Below are 22,118 nucleotides of genomic sequence, written 5' to 3'. Positions count from 1 at the left end.
AATGTAATGAATTTTAACTACGCTTTTTATATTTTTTTGATACACTGGCTACGAGAGGAATACCGATCAATGTAGGTAAAAACCAAAACCATATAGGTGGTAGTAAATTAATTAAGGGGATATGAATACCGACGTTTACTAAAAGTGCGGTTACCGCACCTATATAAGAACCTAACATACCTCTAATATGGTGGTGGATCCAATTTTTCCAGCGTTTTTTTCGTGCAAGGTAGCCATAAATGGCAAAAGCATAAGAGAAAATTGCTACATAAAATAAATATGCGATTTTATCCCAGTTTATAATGGATAATATAATTGCAGTAAGGCTAATGACAACATAGGATGCATGATATATTTCGCCCCATTCCGTATGTTTCCCTTTCTTCTTTTGAGCAACCATCGCCACAATACCGGTAATTAAACATATTGTTCCAAATAAAATGTGGATGGTTAAAAGAACATTGAAAATGCTCATAATAATTCCTCCTTTTTTATTTTTATAGTATTGCAGTATAGGAGAAAAGTTGAAACATATCTTTTATTCGTCTTAATATATTGAAATAAAGGTACTCTTAGAACAAATTTTCTTGAATTTAGTGAGTCACGTATTACGTGAAATGAAGGAGAGACTTCCATGTTTACATCTATTACATATTTACAATCAGGGAATGACAAGCAACAAAAGGTTTATGATGTTTTGAATAAACTAAACATCATGGAGGATTTAGCTTTGTATAGTCCCGTTCTTTGCGGGACTATACCTATAAGAATTGATACGCTTCAATCTGACTTAGATATAGTAATGGAAGTACATAACTTTGATGTTTTTGAACAAGAAATGAGATCTTTATATGGTTCTTATGAAGGATTCAAAATAAAAAAGAAAAAAATTAAAAATATCGAATCAATAAAGATGAATTTTAAATTTGAAGGTTTTGATTTTGAATTATTTGCCCAACCTAAGCCAGTGCGTAATCAAAATGCGTATAGACATATGATAGTAGAACACATGTTATTAATGCAGCATCCACATATAAGAGAAGAAATTATTCGCTTAAAAGAGAACGGTTTAAAAACAGAACCTGCTTTTGCTCAAGTATTAAATATTGACGGAGATCCTTATGACGAACTTATTTTATTGGGACAGGAAATGAGATTGTGGTAATGTATAGTGATAATAAATTTATTGAATTTTGATTAAAAAAGATAAGAGCCTTACTACATTCTATATGCAGCAAGGCTCTTTAAAGTTGTTTCAAATTATATCCATCTGCTTATGTAATGCTTAAAAAATGAATAATAAAGTTGTTTACTTCTTATTAAACTAACGCCCCCGTTAGTTTAAGTGTAACTCTTCACAATTATTTGATATTATATAGATAAATAGAAATATAAATCAGAATTTAGTTTATAGTTATAAAAATAAGTTATTTATACCCTTATAATTCTTCAGAAAGGAGAGTGTATGAAAAAGACTCTTGTTTTTGTATTAACGATATTTATATTATTCTCAGGATTCGCAACACAAAGTTATGCGTTGTCAGATTCGAAATCTGTGGCAATACAAGCATTGCTAGATGATGCCTGTCGTACGTCAGGTGTGCCTGGAATGTCACTCTCAATACTTGCTGATGGTGAAGTGTTCTACTTTTCTTCTGGGTATGCAGATCTTGAAAAGGGACTGTCTGCAAGTGAAAATACACTCTATGAGTTGGCCTCGGTGAGTAAAGCTTTTACTGGTATGGGGATTTTGCTATTGGAAGAGCAAGGGCTGCTATCAATGACTGACCCTATCCAAAAATATTTACCTTGGTTTACGTTAAAGTATCAAGGTAAACCTGTTGATATGCAAAACCTTACACTAAATAACTTTCTTCACCATACCAGCGGCCTAACAAATATTAGACATACTCAAAATATTCCACAAGGTAATACGCCTGATATGTTGCAAAAGACTGTGGAAACACTGGTAGATGCAGAATTGGCGTTCTCTCCCGGTGAACAATATAACTATGGAACCGTTAATTATGACGTATTGGGTTTGGTTATTGAGATTGTATCACGACAAAGCTATGAAGACTTTATGAAGGAACAGGTATTTCTACCCTTAGGTCTTCACCAGACGTATGTTTATAAAGAAGATGCTCAAGCCACTGGACAGTTAGCACAGGGCTACCGTTCTTCCTTTTTTATAACAACTCCATTTAACGCTCCGGATTATGCTGGGAATAAACCTGCCGGCTATATCATTTCTAATACAAAAGATATGGCGCGTTGGATGGGCATACAGATGGGTATCGTGCAGGACATACCCGAAATATTTCACAGGGCCATCGAAAAATCCCATAGGGGTGATATGTCTGTTTCGGCTGTCAATGATATGTATTATGCGGCAGGTTGGTCGGTAAACGCCGAACAAACGTTTATAGAACACACTGGGGGTAATCCAAATTTTAGTACCGAAGTAGCCATACTGCCAAATGAAAGAACAGCCATCTGCTTACTGAGCAACGGCGCAAATACCAATATAAACCTGGTACTAAAAGTTAAAAATATATTAAACGGCAATCTAGCTCAGTCATATGAGATAAGCGGCACACAGCTTTTGGACATCATTTTGTCGTCTACCACAATTATTCTTTGTCTATTAGCCGTTTTGTTATTTTTCTTAGGATTAAGAAAAAGGAAAACGAATGAGCAGCAGCCGATGACAAAAAAGAGAACAATCGTAACAATTATTTTCCTAATCGCTACGATTGCCCAGTGTATAATGTTTTTTGCCTTCGATTGGTCAACGATACTTATTTGGCAAACATATAGTGTTCTTACAGCTTTAATTTCGTCAACATTATTAACAGCAAGCATTACTTGGTTTGTATATACTCACCGATTAGATGCCTCGGTCCGAAAATAAGTATAATATTAAGTAAATAAATCCTAATTTATCGATATTCTTAATTTAAAAAACAGAAGACACTTCTCCTAGTTAAAACCACTTGCTATTTCTTCCACTAACCTGCCTCGTTAGTAGAAGAAGGATTTTTAAACAACTATATTATTTTTTAAATGACTTTATTGTAAATTAAACAACTTTATTATCTCTGTACAGGTAAATAAGATATACAAAAACTCCTCCATAGAAAAAGAGGAGTTTTTGTTATGCCATTAGCTTACGAATTAATTCACTTAACAATTTAATCCCGTTAGTGATTTGTTCAGGGGAAGCATATCCATACGATAAACGTATGTACTGATCTGATTCTTCTTCATAAATACGTCCTGGGTTTAAAAGAACTCCTTTTGATAGTGCCTCTGAAAATAATTTCTTCATCGGAATGCTAGGTACTACCTTTAGCCATATAAAAAATCCACCACTAGGAATATCCCACGTTGCAACATCTGCACAATACTCATTTAAAGCCCGTATCATGATTTGTCTTCGTTCTTTTAGTTGAATTCTTACGTTTGCAACATGTTCCTCATAAAAACCTTTATTTATCCATTCAGCAGCAACTCTTTGAGATAATGAACTCGATCCATAGTCTGTTTGCATTTTTATATCTGACAATCTATCAATAACTGGTTGCGGTCCAATAATCCATCCAATTCTAAGTCCTGGGCTAAGTGTTTTAGATAGGCTACTAATATATAATACATGTCCATGTTTATCTATCGACTTTAAAGGGACTGGAGGTGGTTCATCAATCCATAACTCGCGGTAAATATCATCTTCAATAATAGGTAACTGTTCCTTTTCACATATTTTTATTATTTCTTTTCTTCGCTCTTTAGACATTAATATCCCTGTTGGGTTTTGAAAACTAGGGATAGAATATAAAATGTTTTTCTTTTTACTATATTTAATGTGTTTTGATAATTCGTTAGGTAAAACACCGTGATGATCCATAGCTATACCAGATAAATTTATATTTGCTGATTGAAATACATGAAGCGAATATAAGTAAGAAGGTTGTTCAAGTAAAACGATGGACTCTCTATGTAAAAGACCAATTGATATTAATTGCAATGCTTGTAATGCACCCGAGACGATTAATATGGAACTCGGTGACGTATGTATTCCGAATGATTTTACGTATTTACTTATTGCTTCACGTAACGGATAAAACCCTTTTTGTTCCTCATATCCAAAATAATCTAATTCCTCACTTACTTTTTTCATAATGGACTGCATCGTTTCTAACGGAAAAAGATGAGGAGCAAGTTCGCCTTTACTAAGATGGATAAGTTTGTTATTTGCTTCTGCCTCATTTATTTCTCGTACCATTAACTTGCTTGGTTTATGAATACCGGCCTTTACATATTCACTCCAATCAGGTGGTGGATTCGTTGCTAATAATGACCATGTATTATTCGTTACAATTGTTCCTGCTCCAATTTTCCCTTGAATCAATCCATCAGCCATAAGTTCATCTAGTGCAGTTATTACAGTGCTACGATTTACTTGAAATGATTTTGCTAACTGCCTTTGACTAGGGATCTTACTTCCAATTGGCCATTCTCCATTTTCAATTTTTTCTTTCATATAGTCTACTATCTGCCGATATTTAGGCAGTTTTTTATTAATTGTCATAAAAAAACTCCCTCGTTTACTTTAAAAATGCTAAGTGGTTGGTTTTTACGATAAGTAACTGGTTGAAGACATTGTATCAACTATTAAATATGATGAAAAGAAATAATTGGTAATTATAAAGTGGTTGGTTTTAAGGGGGAGAGAAACATGAATTATAAAAAATGGGATTTTCCGATTATTTGTGCTCATGCTTTTACGATTTTAATATGGGGGACTGCTTTTCCGGCAATTCGTATGGGGCTCGAATCTTATACACCTGAGCATCTTACTTTACTACGTTTATTAATTGCTTCATTTATACTTCTTTTGTTTTCCTTTATATATAAGTTACGGCTACCGGATTTAAAGGATATCCCAGCAATTTTTATATTTGGTGCTTTAGGATTTACTTTTTATCACATCGCATTAAACTACGGCGAAAAAACAGTAAATGCTGGGTCTGCAAGCTTAATTGTTTCCGTCACACCTATAGTAACGGCAATTCTTGCTTCTATTTTTTTGAACGAAAAAATGAAATTAAACGGTTGGATCGGTGGGGGAATTAGTTTTTTAGGAATTGCTCTCATATCATTTAGCCAAGGAGATGCTATTCAATTAAATAGTGGGGGGGGGTTTATACTATTAGCAGCGATTTCAGAAAGCTTATATTTTGTTTTCCAAACTTCTTACTTAAAAAAGTACGGCTTCTTACCATTTACGATATATACAATTCTATCTAGTACGGTATGTATGCTTATTTTCTTCCCGGGAATGTATATAGAAATACTAGCAGCTCCTCTTGAAGTGAATATGAGTGTTATATATTTAGGTTTATTTCCAACAGTACTCCCATATATCGCATTGGCTTATATCATATCTCATTCTGGTGCTTCTGAAGCAACAAGTTCTCTATATTTAACGCCAATAACTGCATGTTTCGTTGCTTGGATATGGTTAGGAGAAGTACCGACTTTTGTTTCAATAATTGGTGGGGGGATTACTATACTTGGAATTTTGATTGTTCATATACCAGTATTAAGAAAAGAAAAACATAGGAATTTAGCAAATGATCAATCCGTATAATGTAATTCAATCATAATTTTATGATACTTTTTTATATAGTTTCTTTCTTATGTTGATAAATATAATATTTTGTATTTCAGTTAAATATTGTATGTTACATTTTATGTAGTAAGCATTTTAAAAGGAGCTGACAACATAATGGATGGAAAAAGAAAAATTTTCACATGTATTTCTATTATAGGAATCGGACTAGCTAGTTTTTCTAATTCTAGTCTCGCAGCAATTGTAACGGACAATTCAGTACAAAATTCTATTCCCGTAGTTAGTCAACAAGTAGCTGCTGCAAAGGAAATGAAACCCTTTCCCCAGCAAGTTAATTATGCAGGTGTTATAAAACCGAATCATGTTACACAGGAAAGTTTAAATGCTTCTGTAAGAAGTTACTACGATAATTGGAAAAAGAAATATTTGAAAAATGATTTATCTTCTTTACCTGGTGGTTATTACGTAAACGGAGAGATTACGGGCGATGCGGATGGATTTAAGCCACTTGGAACTTCAGAAGGTCAAGGGTATGGGATGATAATTACAGTATTAATGGCTGGTTATGATTCGAATGCTCAAAAAATCTATGACGGTTTATTTAAAACAGCAAGAACTTTTAAAAGCTCTCAAAATCCTAATTTAATGGGATGGGTTGTCGCAGATAGTAAAAAAGCACAAGGTCATTTTGATTCTGCTACTGATGGGGATTTAGATATTGCCTATTCTCTTCTTCTTGCTCATAAGCAGTGGGGATCTAATGGAACAGTTAATTATTTGAAAGAAGCACAAGACATGATTACAAAAGGTATTAAAGCTAGTAATGTTACAAATAATAACCGACTAAATTTAGGAGATTGGGATTCTAAAAGTTCACTTGATACGAGACCATCTGATTGGATGATGTCACATCTTAGAGCATTTTATGAATTTACAGGTGATAAAACTTGGCTTACTGTTATTCATAATTTGTACGATGTTTATACGCAATTTAGTAATAAATACTCTCCCAATACAGGACTTATTTCAGATTTCGTTGTAAAAAACCCACCACAACCCGCACCTAAAGACTTCTTAGATGAGTCAGAATATACAAATGCATATTATTACAATGCTAGTCGAGTACCTTTAAGAATTGTAATGGACTATGCGATGTACGGTGAGAAGCGAAGTAAAGTCATTTCTGATAAAGTATCTTCATGGATTCAAAATAAGACGAATGGAACTCCTTCTAAAATTGTGGATGGTTATCAATTAAACGGATCCAATATTGGTAGTTATCCAACTGCTGTATTTGTGTCACCGTTTATTGCTGCAAGTATAACAGATAGTAATAATCAAAAGTGGGTAAATAGCGGTTGGGATTGGATGAAGAATAAGAGAGAAAGCTATTTTAGTGATAGTTATAATTTATTAACTATGTTATTTATTACAGGAAATTGGTGGAAACCTGTACCTGATAATAAAAAGACACAAAATCAAATAAATGATGCAATTTATGATGGATACGATAATTAATTAAATTTGAGAATGGTTAATTAAAAAGGAATTAGCATACGCTAGTTCCTTTTTACTATCTTGTAAAACATTATCCATTCTAAAATTCGCATAGATATACTTGTTTTTTTCATATACATAGTTATTGATGATTCTATGTTTTTGTGAAGGGAGGGTATTTCTTGGAAAAAGTATTATTTTTCGGAGACCCAGGTATTGATGACTCATTTGCTATTATGTATGGTTTACTGCATCCCGAAATTGAAATTGTCGGTATTGTAACCGGATACGGAAATGTTGAGCATATACATGCTGCACATAATGCAGCGTATATTTTACAGTTAGCAAATAGACAAGACATTCCTGTCATTAGTGGTGCAACAAAACCACTTACAGAAGAAATCACTACGTACTACCCTGAAATTCACGGAGCAGAAGGATTAGGTCCCATCCATGTTCCAGAAAAAGTATTATCTATTCCAATATACAATTTTGGCAGTATTGCTGCGATTCTTATAAAGTACGGAAAAGATTTAACGATTGTTGATGTAGGAAGATCTACCTCGTTAGCAATTGCTTTTAATTTATGGAATGATTTAATGCTAAATGTAAAAGGAATCTATTTCATGGGTGGTGTTTTTTTAGAAGTAGGAAACGTTACGCCATTAGCAGAGGCAAACGTGTATGGCGATCCTATAGCAAGTAAAATTGTTTTCCATCAAGCAAAGAATTTATTAATATTCCCTTTAAATGTAACAAACAAAGCTGTGTTAACACCAAATGTATTTAACTATATTCAAGCTAATACAAAGAATCCATTTCATATGATAATGAAACCAATGTATGATTACTATCTATCCGCATACAAAAAACTTAATCCATCTATCGAAGGACCTTTGCTACATGATGTGGTTGCAATAAGTGGATTAGTAAATCCAAGTTTTTTTGAATTTGTGCATCGTACAGTAAATGTAGATACATACGGAGATACGAAAGGACAAACATTTGCTGATTTTCGCCCTAGCTCTATATCTGAAGGAGCCCATATAGCATTAGAAATAGATGAACAAAAATTCATTCAAGATTTTATAAAAACCATGTTATAAGTTGGTGTCGACAAAGGGAATTGTTTCACTACGTTGAATATAAACATACATCCTCTATATAAGGGAGCTTACAATATTGAATGTCCAGTTAAAGGTTGTTACGAGAGAAAATTGGGAAGAAGCATTAAAGCTACAAGTTAAAGAAAATCAGTTGAAATTTGTTCCATCCGTAGCAGTTTCACTTGCTAAAGTATATATAAAACCAGATGGTGACAATGTAGAGTACATGCCATTTGTGATATATGATGGCGACCATATGGTTGGTTTTATTATGCATGCTGTTGTAAGAGAGACATCGGATATGTATTGGATTAACGGATTTATTATTGATCAATCACAGCAAGGTAACGGTTATGGAAAAGCGGCATTACAAGAAAGTATATACTTAATAAAAAATACGTTTAAGGCATGTAAAGAAATTAGATTAACAGTACATAAAGATAATATCTCTGCTAAGAAACTATATGAACGTTATGGTTTTCAATCATTGGGACATGATTATGATGGTGAGCAAGTATATCGCTTATTCGTTTAATTATTATGTAATAAAGGTTTGAAATGAATTATGCAATTTACTGAAGTGAAAATTGAAGTATTTATCCCTGAAGAATACATTGAAATGTTGAGGAATGAGTTAAATAAAATTGGTGCTTGTAAAACGGGAGCATATGATCATTGTTTGTCCTATAGTTCTGTGAAAGGATACTGGAGACCATTAAAAGACGCATCGCCTTTTAACGGGGAAATTGGTCAGATTTGTAAAGGGCAAGAATGTAAAATTGAAATAAAGTGCAAACGGGATCTTGTAAAGGATGCCCTTGAAGTCATTAACGAAATTCATCCGTATGAAACACCTATGATTTATATTATCCCAATATTAAATGACTATTTTAATCAAATATAAAGTAAATGAATGGGAGGAATAGCAATTGAAAAATAAATTTCATCATATTGTACGAGCTGTTATGATTAAGGATGAAAAATTGTTAGTAGCTGAATATATTGGCCATCATTATTTTTTACCAGGTGGTCATGTTGAAGTTGGCGAATCAGCTGAGAATGCATTAATAAGAGAACTACAAGAAGAACTCGGAGTAAATTGTAGTATAAAACAATTTTTAGGAGTCATAGAAAACCAATGGCAAGATAAAGAAGTTCTTCACCATGAAATCAATCATATTTTTGAGATAGATTCACAAGAGTTACATATTGATTTCATACCAAAATCTAAAGAATCTCATTTAGCGTTTCACTGGATTGATTATAATCAAGATGCTTTACATACTTATAAAATCATGCCAGTACCTTCAGTTAAAGAGTTACTAGAAAGAAAATTAAGTGATGAACTACTAAACTGTTGGATTAGCAATTTTTAAACGCCTCTATCAATAGTAAATCCGTCCGCCAAAAGGAAAATAAGAAAATAGGCTAAAAAACAAGGTACATCACCTAGTGTAAGTTCATATTTTGTTGATGTACGCATTTAGTCTATAGTCTTGTTTCTACTTTATTTACAAAAATTTATTAACTTTAATATTTGGACGGAATTTACATTAATAAATGGAGGGTTTCATAATGAATCAGTTTCAACAAGAACTACAATCATTAAACCTTAATGATTTTCAAACTGGTAATGTTGTTTATTGGGATCAACAACAAAATCAATATCCGTATTATTACATCCAAGGCGATGTACGTCGTTGCGGTGGATGCGGTGGTTGTGGCGGACGCTGCGGTGGTTGTGGCGGCAGATGTGGTGGATGCGTAGGTTGTGCAGGATGTTTCGGTTGCTTTAATTGCTGGAACTGGTGGATCATTTAGGTATAGAAGATCAAAACTATTTTACATGAAAGAAAGGTGTGAAAATTATTTTGCACTTTTCTTTCATGCTGTAATTTTGTATTAGTGTTAAGGGGGATTCATTTGTATACATATGATAAGTTGATTTCTTGGGTAGAGAATATAAAAGAAAAAAATCATAGTTCTGCAGCAGCACTTTGTATTATAAAAGATAATAAAATCGTACTAGAGCATTATAGTGGTTATCACACAAATACATCTACAAACAAGAGAGTAACAGCATCTTCACAATTTAACGTTGCTTCTGCTAGAAAAAGTTATTTAGGATTAATGATAGCGTATGCGCTTTACGAGGGGAAAATAAATTCTATTGATGATGAAGCGATAAAATATTTTAAAGACTTTGATCCTGTATTGCTTGGTAAAACGACGATAAGACATTTAGTAACACATTCGCACGGATTAGAAGAAACGAATGACGGGACAATTTTTCGTGAATTTGAACCGGGGCAAGGATGGGCGTATAGAGATATTAATGTAAGGATGATGACACGTCTTATTTATCAGCTATATAACAAAAGTTTTCCTGAATTGTTAAAAGAGCGTGTGTTTAAACATGCTAATTTTCAAGAAACAGGTTGGAGAGTTCAGCAAGATGAAAATTTAGTTGAAGTCGTTAATGATCCAAATGAAGATGCAATTAGCGCAATTGGTACAGTAGATGACGGTACGGAAAAAAATCTGTTTGTTTCAGCTAGAGAATTTGCTTATTGGGGAAATCTTCATTTAAATCAAGGTGTATTAAACGGGAAACAAATTGTTCCAAAAGAAGTGATAGAAATTGCGACAAGTTTACAGAGTCCAACATTTACAAACAATGAACTACCACAAAACGGGTTATTTTGGTTCGTTCAAAATGAATCTGCACAGTTGAGCGAACTTGGTGAACGAGTACCAAAAGGATCATATCAAATATTAGGAATTACGGGACCAACTATATTAGTAATACCTGAATATAATGTAGTTGTTGCAAAAATGTATAATAAAAGATATAACTACGGCGGTGATAATTATTTATATTATTTACGTGAATTCAGCAATTTAGTCGTGGATACATTTCGTAACGGTAATAGGGCATAATTACTCCTATAATGAAAAGGAGTGAGAGAAAGTGAAAGATAAAATGAATAAAAACAAAAAGCAAAACATTAAAGATGTAAATACAGAGCAAAATGCAATTTATAGCGATCCGAAAGATGCAGCTAATATGCAAACGGTACCGCAGCCGAAGGATTTTGATGAAATTGAATATTAATTTTTCGTTTATCCGACCATATGATGAATCAAAAATACATCTTAAGTCCCATCACATGATTGAAAACTTTTGGTACTCTATATACATAAGCATTTGAAAATGTCTTATCTTAACAAAGCTTTCTTTAAGTAAATCTAATATAACCTGCAGAAAGACACTTCATTATGGAGTGTCTTTTTGTGTACATGAATTCAATTTCCATTTTTCATGCAGTATCTTGCTTTTTATGATGGTTATACTAACTGTGAAAATTCATGTCACGATAAAAGAAGGGGACAGTTAGTATGAAACAAACCTCTATAAATCCGTTACTAATTGTTCTAGGTACAATCATTGTTCAAATTGGCCTTGGAACAATTTACACATGGAGTTTATTTAATCAGCCCCTTGTTAGTAAGTTTGGATGGAACCTTAATGCCGTTGCGATAACTTTCTCCATTACAAGCTTCTCTTTATCATTTTCAACATTATTTGCAGGAAAGTTACAGCAAAAATTAGGGCTTCGAAAACTCATCGCTACTGCAGGGATTGTGCTGGGACTCGGTTTAATACTTAGTTCACAAGTTTCTTCCTTACCATTACTTTATTTATTAGCTGGTGTAGTAGTTGGTTATGCAGATGGAACTGCTTATATCACATCATTATCTAATTTAATTAAATGGTTTCCAAATCGAAAAGGACTTATTTCTGGTATATCTGTTTCTGCATATGGAATGGGTAGCTTAATCTTTAGATATATAAACGGAAGTCTGATCGATAGCCTTGGTGTATCACAAGCATTTTTATATTGGGGTATCATCGTTTTACTTTTAGTATTAATCGGATCGTTCTTCTTACGTGAAGCAATAGTGAGTAACACTGTAACTGAGACGTTACACAATGATTATACGCCTCGTGAAATGATGCGAACGAAGCAAGTATATCTTTTGTTTTTTATGCTATTTACGTCGTGTATGGGTGGTCTATATTTAATCAGTATGGTAAAAGATATTGGAGAGCAGCTCGTTGGACTTAGCGCTGCAACTGCTGCTAATGCCGTCGCAATGATTGCAATTTTTAATACAGTAGGTAGAATCATTCTTGGAACGCTATCAGATAAAATTGGTCGAATGAAAATTGTCTCTGCAACGTTTGTTATTATTGGATTGTCAGTCTTTGCTTTAAGTTTCATTCCACTAAATTACGGGATTTATTTCGCTTGTGTAGCCAGCGTAGCCTTTTGCTTTGGTGGTAATATTACAATTTTCCCAGCCATTGTTGGGGATTACTTCGGTTTAAAAAACCATAGTACAAATTACGGGATTGTATACCAAGGGTTCGGATTTGGTGCGCTTGCAGGATCATTCATCGGGGCGCTTCTTGGAGGATTTGAACCAACCTTTATTATAATCGGCGTTCTTTCTGTTATTTCTTTCGTTATATCTATTTTAATTCGTCCACCAAAAGCAGAAAAGAAAAAAGAAACACAACATTTATATCGAAAAGTAGCTTAAGTTTAAAAAGAGTCCTCATAAAGGGCTCTTTTTATATTACACAACATTTAATTTGCCCTTTTTAGCCATTGTGTAGGAAGAATACACTTACTTAATTTAAAATGAAATGATTTGAGAAGCAATAAAGTGGTTTATTTATTACCGAATCAAGTAGCAGATAAGTAAAATATTCATATTGTTTTATAAAAGAATCAGAATGCTATTATAAAACTATAGTTAATCCGCTTTGTTATTAGGCAAACATTTCATTTATATACCAGTATTTTATTATAAAGGTAGTTGGCTTATTTTGGTTACAACCATGATTTCTTCTTTTATTGCATTTACTTCAACAAATATTGTTACATTAGTTATCTTTTTTTGCATGATAGCAATATGGTGTTTTATTAGCTACACATTGTTAAGAGCTCTTATTTTAGCTAAATTACTTGAGAGAAATTGTCATATTATCGTGCCAATCGTTCTAATTGGTTTAGGCATGTTCATTCTTTTTCGCAGTAATACAATAGAATTATTTTACTAATACGTTCAAACTAACGGAAGTTTTAATTAAAAAGAATCAAAAGCGATAAAAAGCCGTACTACAAATAAAATGTAGTACGGCTTTTTAAAATTGTAGTGAAATGAAACAGTGCACTACGACTATTAAGTTAGACAGGATATTACGATTATTAAATTGAATAGATACTTTAAAAGGAGCGTGATGATTAAAATGAAAATAGTAAAACAATGGGTCCAAGAAGATAGTGATTACATAAGAGAAAAAGTAATTGAATATAATCAAAAACATATTTCAGATGAAGAGAAAAAGCCTTCAGAAAAAATTAGTTTTATAGTGAAAAATGAAGATGATGAAATAGTAGGTGGAATAACTGCAATTACATTTTGGCATCACGTACATGTTGATTTCCTGTGGGTTTCTGAAGAATATAGACACGAAGGTTATGGAACCAAGTTAATAAAACTTATTGAAGAATTTGCAATTGAAAAAGAGTGTAGTCTAATCAATTTAGATACTTTTAGCTTTCAGGCACCTGCTTTTTATAAAAAACATGGATATAAAGTAATTGGAGTAAGCGAAGATCACCCTAAAGGGCATAATCGATACTATTTGGAAAAAAGGTTAGAAAATATATAGAATCCCAAAATGAATCAATCAAACCATAAAGAGCGTACGTTGAATAATTACTTTCAAAATACGCTCTTTTTTATTTAGAAATGAAGGGGTATCGATTATTACCTTTATTAAGGACAGATAAATGAAATGCTCAATTAACTTTTTTATATTTTAAAACGAATAAATGGTAGAATGTAACAAAGACAGAAAATTCCTATTATTAGAGGTGGACTTAGATGAAGAAAGTAAATGTTACATATGGACTTTTATACGATAAAACAAACGAAAAGATCTTAATGGTAAAAAACAAAGGAAAGAATGGTTCTTATTACACACTACCAGGTGGCGCGGTTAAATTAGGAGAAACGTTAGAAGAGGCATTAATTCGGGAAGTGAAAGAAGAAACCGGTCTACATATAACTGTAAATGGTATTTGTTACATTAGCGAAGCTTTTTTTGAAGAGAGAGGACATCATGCAATTTTCTTTAATTTTTTAGGCGAAATAATCGGCGGAGAGACATATATATCAAGACCAAAAGAAATCGAAGAGATTACTTGGATGGAACTTCATATAGCAGCACCGTATTTGCGTATACCAGAACATTTACTAGACATTTTACAAAAGAAAGAAACAGTACCTTACATTTTTAATGGAACAATCATTCATCAAGCAACATAAAAATATCATTTCATATGAGGCGGGGAAAAAATGGAGTTTATCGTTAATCATAAACATTTCACTCAAGCACTTTCAGAAGTAAGTAAAGCAATATCTACCAAAGCTATAATTCCTATACTATCCGGTATAAAAATAACTGCAAATCAATCTGGAATTACTTTAATCGCAAGTAATTCAAATATTTTTATCGAAAAATTCATCCCTAGTTCCATGGATGACGAACAAATTACGACTACCTTAAAAGCAGGAACAATTGTTGTACCTGCAAAATACTTCATTGAAATTATAAAGAAAATGCCAAGCGATATAGTAATAAAAAGTAAGAATGAGCAAATAATTACCATACAATCAGAAGAAATCACATTAAACTTAAATAGTTTTCCAGTGAATGAATTTCCTAACGTACCACAAATAGACGATCATGCAGAAATACAAATAGAAACAAAACAATTAATTGATGCTTTTAAACAAACAGTCTTTGCAGTAGCGAAAAATGAATCTAGGCCCGTTCTTACCGGAGTACATATCGAGTTAGACCACAACAAATTAATATGCGCTGCAACTGACTCTCATAGACTAGCTATACGTGAAACATTAATTTCTACTAATGTGAAAGCGAATTGTATTGTACCAAGTGCAACCATTAATGAACTTTTAAAATTAATGAACAGCAATTTAGAATTCGTTTCTATTTATCTATCAGAAAGCCACATTATTTTTACATTCGGCACAACTACATTATATTCAAGATTAATTGAAGGGAAATATCCTAATATATCTAGTTTAATTCCAAATAAATTTCAAACAGTCATTAACATAGATAGACAAAGAATGTTACAAGGGGTAGATCGATCAAGCTTATTAGCAAGCGAATGGGCAAATAACAATGTTAACTTAGAAATTGTAAACGAATCTACAATTAAAGTTTCTTCTAATGCTTCTCAGATTGGAAAAATATCTGAGACACAACAGATAGATGCGATTCACGGTGAAAAACAATTACATATATCTTTCGATGGACGATTTATGGTGGATGCTTTAAGGGCAATAAAAGAAGAAACGGTTACTTTAAGTTTCAGTGGTTCTATGAGACCGATATTAATTGAAGCAGGGGCACAATCTGCAGCAGTACATCTTATATCTCCAGTAAGAGCTTATTAAAAACGTAGGAAGGAATTACATTATGTACAAGCACACTTTATGTTTTATAAAAAGAAACGAAGAGATACTTATGTTAAATAGAGAATATGACCCTGTAAAAGGATTATGGAATGGGGTAGGAGGAAAGATAGAAAAGGGAGAAACACCTTTAGAAAATGCAATTCGTGAAATAAAAGAAGAGACTAATATAAAAGTTACACATGACCAAATTCAATTTAAAGGCATTATTAAATGGGAGGATTCTTCATATTCTGGCGGAATGTATGTTTATCTAGTAGAGCTATTTAATGAATTTACATATCACACTCCAAAAAAGTCTCAGAAGGAATTTTAGATTGGAAAGAGGTTTCTTGGATTCTTAGTGACTATAATTACGGCGTAGGAGAGATGATACCTAAATTTTTAGTTGAAGTGCTCTACAATGAATTCATATTAGAGCACAATTTTGTTTTATCTAATCATAAATTAATAGATTATAGGAATGAAAAATTGGCTAAACAGGAAAGTTCTATAAATAATATAATTCAATTGTAAAAAGCAGGAATTGTAATCTACAATACACAGCAAAATAATTATAACTCAAATAATTCGAAGAGTAGCTAAGGAGAAAATTCAAATGGGGATGAGTGTAATGAAGAAAATGAAATGCCCAGTGTACCAGAAAACTAAAAAGCAGATAAAAAATTTTAGACAGGAGATTCAATATGTGGAAAACAAATATTGTCAAAACTACTAGAGGCAATTTTGAGTATTTTATGAAGGGAGAAGGTCCGCCTTTATGCGTTACACATATGTATAGCGAGTATAACGATAATGGAAATACTTTTGCAAACCCATTTACTGACCATTATAGCGTATATTTAGTTAACTTAAAGGGGTGTGGCAATTCAGATTCGGCAAAAAATGATTCTGAATATAGTATGACCGAAACGATTAAAGATTTAGAAGCGATTCGAGAAGCTTTATATATTAATAAATGGGGGGTTGCTGGTCATTCGACAGGAGGGATGTTAGCTCTTGTATATGCGACTGAAGCACAAGAAAGTTTAACGAAAATAATTGTTGGTGGCGCAGCGGCGAGCAAGGAATATGCATCTCATAAAGATAGTATATACTGTAGTAAAAATGTAAAATTTAATAGAATCGTATCAATTATGAATGCATTAAATGATGATAGTACAGTAAAAGAAGAAAGAAAAGCATTAAGTAGAGAGTGGGCACTTATGTCTTTTTATTCTGAAGAAAAGCTTGAAGAGGCATTAAAACTGCCGAATAGCGGAAAGACAGTTGGCAATCGGCTAAATTATTTTAGACAAGTTGAATATAAAGATTATGATGTTCGTCAGAAACTTAAATTCGTAAAAATCCCAAGTTTTATATACTGTGGTAAGCATGATGCACAATGTCCCTACATATTTTCTCGTGAAATAGCAAATTTGATCCCGAACGCAACATTAACTAAATTTGAAGAAAGTAATCATAATCCATTCGTTGAAGAAATAGACAAGTTTAATCAGTTTGTCAACGATACATTATAATCAATAAGTAAAAAGCGAATCTTTTATATAAGACAGATTCGCTTTTTATTATAATTAGACTTTTTGCCACCAAGCATACCTAGGATATTCTGTAGATTTTAACGTAATAGATTCGCCAATTTGAGGTGTTGTAATTTTAACTCCTAAACGGTTAGCTTCTTTCGTAACACGTTCTATCGGGTCACTCCATTCGTGTAATGCTAATGTAAAAGCACCCCAATGAATCGGAAGAAGTAATTCTCCTTTTACATCAATATGAGCTTGTACTGTTTCTTCAGGCAACATATGAATAGCAGACCACCTTGGATCATATTGCCCGCATTCCATTAACGTAAGATCGAATGGACCGTATTTATTACCAATTTCCTTAAAGTGAGGCGCATAACCGCTATCACCACTAAAGAAAACTTTAGTTTCTTGACCAAGGATAGCCCATGAACACCATAACGAACAATCTCTATCTGTCATACCTCGTCCAGAGAAATGCCTTGCAGGGGCACATACTAACTTAATAGTATCAAGCATAATTTCATCCCACCAATTATGCTCACTAATTTTACTAGGTGAAACACCCCATTTAATAAGATATTGTGCAACTCCAGTTGGAACATAGAAATGCTTTACACGATCTTTTAATTGCATAATACTTTTATAATTTAAATGATCATAGTGATTATGAGAAATGATAATTGCATCAATTTCTTGCAGATCTTCACGTTCTAAAGAAAAAGAACCACTATAACGTTTACTATTAAACACTGGAAACGGGGAAGAGGCATCTCCAAACATCGGGTCTAATAACAATGTTTTACCTTCTATTTTTAAAAGAGAAGCAGAATGGCCAAACCATGTAATACTCTCTAAAGACTTATTATTTTTATCTGATAAAACAATAGGTAAATTCTTTATAGGACGCAACTTTGTTTTCATTTTAAAGTAATCAGTCATTAAACCTATAATATCTTTCGGTTTAAAACTTACATCAGTATGAATTTGATTTACATATTTCTTTTTCATTCGTTCTCCTTTTTACGTTTAACAATATACGTATGTTGTTATTGTAGCTATCTGTAGTTTAAACGAAATCATTTTACCTTTCACCTTAAATACAGTACATTTCATAAATTTGTCAAATTCATTATTTGTGTATATAAAATGTAAATCCTACAGCAGCAGATACAAGGAATATGAAGTAAATGTAAATTGTTTTAATTTAGTAAAGTTCTTCTTATAAGCAACAAAGAACATATGTTTTGTTATATGTTATAGAAGAAAATATGTCTCTTTCGAAAATATTAAAAGCGCTTTAGAAACTTCGGAATTAAGATTTAATGATGTAGTCAAATTAACATTTTTCCTAACAGACATTTCTCAAATGGCCATTGTTAGAGAGATTCGAGACCAATACATTGACACTAAAAATCCTCCAGCAAGTTCAGCTGTAGAAGTTAGAAAGTTAATTAACGATAACTTATTAATTGAAATCGAAGCAATTGCTGTAGAAAACTAATTTTAAAAACGTATTTGCAATCATATCAATACAATTCGTTTAAAATGAACACATTAAACGAATTGTATTTTTTATTATTTAAAATCCAATTTATATAGTGGATAAAGCGAATAACTACACAATCAGTCACACATTACTGATTCGGTGAAAAAGGGGACATAACAACCTATACTAATATTTAATAAGTTTATTATTTTCAGTAAGTTAACATAATATATATTATAGGTAGTTATAGAAACAAAGCAATATCAGGTATCAAAAACCAAGTAAACTATACTTAATGAGACGAAACGGAGATTTTTAGTGAGATTTACATAAATTCTTATCTAAACGGATTTCTACAGTTTTTACCGTTTGTTTTGCTATACAATCAATCACCGCAAATCTGAATCAATAATCGATTCAGATTAAACGAATTAAAATCACTTTTGATTAGCGTGAAATTTTTATACAGAAAAATCATTTCTAAACAAAACATAAATTAATAATTATATTTTATGTTTTACTGTATGAATTTATTGCTATTTACACACGTTTTACAACTTCACATTATTTATTGTTATTTCTGCTATTTACGCTTGACTTTTGTTATACCTATTGTTTTATATTCTAGTTAACATAACGTTTATTTTTAACATAAAAAATCTCCCTCACCTTCAGGAAGATTTTTTAACTTGCTAGTATTTCATTTATACATTTTTAATAACAATCCCAATTGTAAATAACATTGGAAAAATCTAGATTTAACAAGTCTTCTTTTTTTATAAAGAAATTTGCAACACCAGAATCTCCCCACATAATATTTAATGAATCATCTGTATCGATTTGCAGTAATAAGATGTCATGCTGTTGGTATTTTTCTTCCCATTCTCTCGGATCTGTCTGTGTGAAAAATGGATATCCACCAATTTTATGTCCTTGATCTTTACATAAATCATCATACAGTTCGCCTAATTCTGTGTTATTTTCTTCATCAACAATTTCTTCCCAATCAATATCCTCACTAAAAATCTTTTCAAATCGATAATCCCCTGACGTTACGGGTTGATAATCCAATTCAAACTTTAATTTCGCTGCTTCAGGTATAATAAAGTCCTCTAATTCTAAAGTGTTTAAATAACTAAAATCAGTAATAACCTGATTTAAGTCTTCTATAATTGTAGAATGATAAATAATTCGAAAGTCTTTTTGAGTTGTTGGCTGATCAAAATCTGCTCCGTAAAGCTCATCAGCAGCACTTACGAAAAACTGTAACATTCCCTCTTGAGGCATATATTCAACATGCGGCATTTCTTCAAAGTTTAGCTGAGCAAGTAACATCATAGGTTGTCCATTTGAATCTTTAGGGTGCTCTTGATCTATAGGTAAATACGGATATCCACCAAACTTACTCTCAAAAAGCGTTGTCTCTGCTAATGTTCCAGACACTTTAATATACGGTTTTACACTTTCTTCTAAAATAGTACGATACTGCTCTAGTTCTTTCGGAATTTGAAGTTGATACGTATTCTTCATTACATTTGCCTCCCTTTCATAATGAATTAAAAATGCCTTACTTAATTATATAGCAAGAGATAGCTTCATGAAAAATTGTTAAAAGTCCGTTTTCACCCTCGTTTTTTGCGCACTTGGTGGACAAAGTAAATTATGTTCTAAAACCTTTTTATTAATAGTTCGAATTAAATTCGCTGCTTCTGCAGTATTTGTATTTTCTTTTAGCCTTTCTTTTAAATCATCAATTTCTTTTGAAAGCTCAATCCACCTTGGTAAAACATGATTATTCTTTAACGTTCTATACAGTTGCTTTTCAGGATTGTACGAAAGGTCTTTATCTAGATTTAGAGGTTTCCCTTTACCAGGCATATTATCAAAAGACCCTTTCTTTTCTGCTTCTTTAATGATAGAACTAATATGATCCTCATACGTATAAGACCAAACTTTCTCATCTTTTACTAAAATCTCTTGCTTTTTTAGTTTCTTATCTAGTTCTTCTTGATTCATAGATTCTTTCTCCTTTTTATTTTATAGTGTGTTTTTTGTAAGTCTTAAAGCTTTCAACCCGTCAAACAACTTTTCTCGCCACCAAATACCGTCATGTCCGCCTTGGAACTCTTCATAAGTGTTTTGTGGTATCTATTTTCTTTTAAAGCTTTATATAGGCGTCTATTAGCCGTTAAAAGAGGTTCGTTTTCAAGTTCACCTACTGCTATGTAAGAATAGAGATGAGTCGCATTAGAATCTATTGATGAAATTTGATTTTCAATCCAAGGAATTTGATTTTCATAACCATCTTTTTTCCAATGTACGGATCCAGACATTGACAACACATTCCCGAAAATATGCGGATTTTGAAGTGCTGCATAAAAAGCTGCTAGGCCACCAAGACTGAAACCTGCAATTATTGTATGTTTCGCTTCTTTATGCGCACGATACTTAGCCTGAATCCACGGAAGTAATTCCTTCGTTAAAAATGCGTTCATTTTATCGTTATAAGTTAGCTCTTCTAATCGGTCAACAGGATCTATAGCAACAGCAATACAAGATGGGATTTCTTTTTCGTAAATTAAATAATTAAGTGTTTTTGTGATTGAAAGGTCATTAATGAATGAATTCCCATCAAATACAATGAGAAGTTCTTGAAGATGTGAAGTGTGAGAATAATCATGAGGCGTATAAATATGAATTTTGCGTGTGTTATTTAAAATCGTACTATGAAATGAATATGTTTCAATTTTTCCGGATGGATAATGGGTTGAAGGAAAACGACTGCTATACTTTACTTCCATCTCTATATTTAACAAAGACGCTTTATTGGTACCTTCTCCAAATGTATTTTTATTAAATTGGTCTAGTTGATACTGTTCACTACGCTTTATCCAATCATTTTCGAAAAAATCGTTTACTGAAAAATAGTAAGTTGAAATAAAATGTTCATTTGTCCTAAACGTTACATACCAAATATCTGTCTGTAACAGTCGTTTTAATTGATTTACAGACTGATCCCAACCGGGAAAACTGCCGAATACATAAACATTTTCAGTATTTTGATCGCCTAACCATATATACGTTATAAGCTTATGCTGACTTTCTAAAGGACATTGTTCTATTAGTGGCGTGTGATTTGACTTTATTTCATGCAAAAAAGTATACAAAACTTTCTCATTTCCATTCTTTAATTGATTTTTAAGCTTCTCTAACTTAGGACTGATTATTGTAGTCACCTCTCTTCCTCCTTTGTAGTATTCTATATGTAGTTTTTTCATTAG

22 protein-coding genes and 3 pseudogenes are annotated in these 22,118 nt (G+C 32.3%); 19 read left to right on the top strand and 6 right to left on the bottom strand.

From position 1 onward, the window contains the following. Positions 1 to 13: 13 nt before the first annotated feature. A complete protein-coding gene (locus ACTFRS_RS05005; protein WP_440024080.1) occupies positions 14 to 475 on the bottom strand; it encodes a DUF2306 domain-containing protein in 462 nt (153 codons plus the stop codon). 159 nt (positions 476 to 634) lie between these two features. Between ACTFRS_RS05005 and ACTFRS_RS05000 the strand changes: the two genes are divergently transcribed. Together ACTFRS_RS05000 and ACTFRS_RS04995 are read left to right on the top strand one after the other, a co-directional pair. Then, positions 635 to 1,165: a DUF4269 domain-containing protein gene (locus ACTFRS_RS05000; protein WP_242293569.1), complete on the top strand. Its 531-nt coding sequence runs from the start codon at positions 635 to 637 to the stop codon at positions 1,163 to 1,165. A 300-nt stretch (positions 1,166 to 1,465) separates the two neighbouring features. Further along, complete coding sequence (locus ACTFRS_RS04995) at positions 1,466 to 2,914, top strand: serine hydrolase domain-containing protein (RefSeq protein WP_074615618.1); 1,449 nt, start codon at positions 1,466 to 1,468, stop codon at positions 2,912 to 2,914. Between the two features lie 243 nt (positions 2,915 to 3,157). Here the strand turns inward: ACTFRS_RS04995 and norG are convergent, their stop codons facing one another. Continuing rightward, positions 3,158 to 4,591 carry an efflux pump transcription regulator NorG gene (gene norG / locus ACTFRS_RS04990; RefSeq protein ID WP_440024083.1) on the bottom strand — a complete coding sequence of 478 codons (1,434 nt, stop codon included), beginning with the start codon at positions 4,589 to 4,591 and terminating at the stop codon, positions 3,158 to 3,160. A 147-nt stretch (positions 4,592 to 4,738) separates the two neighbouring features. Here norG and ACTFRS_RS04985 point away from each other — a divergent pair, with 147 nt between their 5' ends. From ACTFRS_RS04985 to ACTFRS_RS04910, 16 genes and pseudogenes are all read left to right on the top strand, one after another. Then, a complete protein-coding gene (locus tag ACTFRS_RS04985; protein WP_440024085.1) occupies positions 4,739 to 5,653 on the top strand; it encodes a DMT family transporter in 915 nt (304 codons plus the stop codon). A 138-nt stretch (positions 5,654 to 5,791) separates the two neighbouring features. After that, complete coding sequence (locus ACTFRS_RS04980) at positions 5,792 to 7,153, top strand: glycosyl hydrolase family 8 (RefSeq protein ID WP_139865728.1); 1,362 nt, start codon at positions 5,792 to 5,794, stop codon at positions 7,151 to 7,153. Positions 7,154 to 7,314: 161 nt separating this feature from the next. Then, positions 7,315 to 8,238, top strand: coding sequence for a nucleoside hydrolase (locus tag ACTFRS_RS04975; protein WP_139865729.1), 924 nt, complete (start codon positions 7,315 to 7,317; stop codon positions 8,236 to 8,238). Between the two features lie 76 nt (positions 8,239 to 8,314). Next, a complete protein-coding gene (locus tag ACTFRS_RS04970; RefSeq protein ID WP_062822568.1) occupies positions 8,315 to 8,773 on the top strand; it encodes a GNAT family N-acetyltransferase in 459 nt (152 codons plus the stop codon). Between the two features lie 30 nt (positions 8,774 to 8,803). Continuing rightward, positions 8,804 to 9,142: a divalent cation tolerance protein CutA gene (cutA, locus tag ACTFRS_RS04965; RefSeq protein WP_440024089.1), complete on the top strand. Its 339-nt coding sequence runs from the start codon at positions 8,804 to 8,806 to the stop codon at positions 9,140 to 9,142. A 25-nt stretch (positions 9,143 to 9,167) separates the two neighbouring features. Beyond that, positions 9,168 to 9,614 (top strand): NUDIX domain-containing protein, encoded by a 447-nt coding sequence (locus ACTFRS_RS04960; RefSeq protein ID WP_016717612.1) that lies wholly within the window; start codon positions 9,168 to 9,170, stop codon positions 9,612 to 9,614. Between the two features lie 199 nt (positions 9,615 to 9,813). Next, entirely contained in the window at positions 9,814 to 10,059 is a 246-nt protein-coding gene (locus ACTFRS_RS04955; protein ID WP_001071372.1) for a heterocycloanthracin/sonorensin family bacteriocin, read from the top strand. A gap of 102 nt (positions 10,060 to 10,161) precedes the next feature. Then, entirely contained in the window at positions 10,162 to 11,178 is a 1,017-nt protein-coding gene (locus ACTFRS_RS04950; RefSeq protein WP_242293564.1) for a serine hydrolase domain-containing protein, read from the top strand. A 31-nt stretch (positions 11,179 to 11,209) separates the two neighbouring features. Then, on the top strand, positions 11,210 to 11,353 hold the full coding sequence (locus ACTFRS_RS04945; RefSeq protein ID WP_000653369.1) for a hypothetical protein: 144 nt from the start codon (positions 11,210 to 11,212) through the stop codon (positions 11,351 to 11,353). A 284-nt stretch (positions 11,354 to 11,637) separates the two neighbouring features. Next, positions 11,638 to 12,846: an L-lactate MFS transporter gene (locus tag ACTFRS_RS04940; protein ID WP_139865733.1), complete on the top strand. Its 1,209-nt coding sequence runs from the start codon at positions 11,638 to 11,640 to the stop codon at positions 12,844 to 12,846. Between the two features lie 301 nt (positions 12,847 to 13,147). Next, positions 13,148 to 13,369, top strand: a complete 222-nt coding sequence (locus ACTFRS_RS04935; protein WP_277932984.1) for a cadmium resistance transporter — start codon at positions 13,148 to 13,150, stop codon at positions 13,367 to 13,369. A 189-nt stretch (positions 13,370 to 13,558) separates the two neighbouring features. Continuing rightward, positions 13,559 to 13,984, top strand: a complete 426-nt coding sequence (locus ACTFRS_RS04930; protein WP_431084632.1) for a GNAT family N-acetyltransferase — start codon at positions 13,559 to 13,561, stop codon at positions 13,982 to 13,984. A 215-nt stretch (positions 13,985 to 14,199) separates the two neighbouring features. After that, entirely contained in the window at positions 14,200 to 14,643 is a 444-nt protein-coding gene (locus tag ACTFRS_RS04925; protein WP_440024093.1) for an NUDIX hydrolase, read from the top strand. Positions 14,644 to 14,673: 30 nt separating this feature from the next. Then, positions 14,674 to 15,804 (top strand): DNA polymerase III subunit beta, encoded by a 1,131-nt coding sequence (gene dnaN, locus ACTFRS_RS04920; RefSeq protein ID WP_440024095.1) that lies wholly within the window; start codon positions 14,674 to 14,676, stop codon positions 15,802 to 15,804. A 22-nt stretch (positions 15,805 to 15,826) separates the two neighbouring features. Further along, positions 15,827 to 16,338, top strand: a pseudogene (locus ACTFRS_RS04915) (NUDIX hydrolase). Between the two features lie 170 nt (positions 16,339 to 16,508). Further along, positions 16,509 to 17,342: an alpha/beta fold hydrolase gene (locus tag ACTFRS_RS04910; RefSeq protein ID WP_440024097.1), complete on the top strand. Its 834-nt coding sequence runs from the start codon at positions 16,509 to 16,511 to the stop codon at positions 17,340 to 17,342. A 54-nt stretch (positions 17,343 to 17,396) separates the two neighbouring features. Here the strand turns inward: ACTFRS_RS04910 and ACTFRS_RS04905 are convergent, their stop codons facing one another. Continuing rightward, complete coding sequence (locus ACTFRS_RS04905) at positions 17,397 to 18,359, bottom strand: MBL fold metallo-hydrolase (RefSeq protein WP_440024099.1); 963 nt, start codon at positions 18,357 to 18,359, stop codon at positions 17,397 to 17,399. Positions 18,360 to 18,627: 268 nt separating this feature from the next. On the opposite strand from ACTFRS_RS04905, the pseudogene ACTFRS_RS04900 reads away from it, so the two are divergent. Further along, positions 18,628 to 18,852, top strand: a pseudogene (locus ACTFRS_RS04900) (RidA family protein); the annotation flags it as partial. Positions 18,853 to 19,551: 699 nt separating this feature from the next. Here ACTFRS_RS04900 and ACTFRS_RS04895 read toward each other — a convergent pair. The 3 genes and pseudogenes from ACTFRS_RS04895 to ACTFRS_RS04885 all read right to left on the bottom strand — a co-directional run bounded on the left by ACTFRS_RS04895 (position 19,552) and on the right by ACTFRS_RS04885 (position 22,073). After that, the gene (locus ACTFRS_RS04895; protein ID WP_431084635.1) at positions 19,552 to 20,367 is read right to left on the bottom strand and encodes a YwqG family protein; all 816 of its coding nucleotides are present in this window, start codon (positions 20,365 to 20,367) and stop codon (positions 19,552 to 19,554) included. A gap of 78 nt (positions 20,368 to 20,445) precedes the next feature. After that, positions 20,446 to 20,853 carry a J-domain-containing protein gene (locus ACTFRS_RS04890; protein WP_087997295.1) on the bottom strand — a complete coding sequence of 136 codons (408 nt, stop codon included), beginning with the start codon at positions 20,851 to 20,853 and terminating at the stop codon, positions 20,446 to 20,448. 21 nt (positions 20,854 to 20,874) lie between these two features. Then, positions 20,875 to 22,073, bottom strand: a pseudogene (locus tag ACTFRS_RS04885) (alpha/beta hydrolase-fold protein). Between the last annotated feature and the right edge of the window lie 45 nt (positions 22,074 to 22,118).

The sequence above is a fragment of the Bacillus cereus group sp. MYBK139-1 genome, assembly GCF_051916915.1.
GTDB lineage: Bacteria > Bacillota > Bacilli > Bacillales > Bacillaceae_G > Bacillus_A > Bacillus_A pacificus.
Note: the sequence above shows the minus strand (reverse complement) of the source record. Positions and strands in the feature narration are given on the sequence as shown.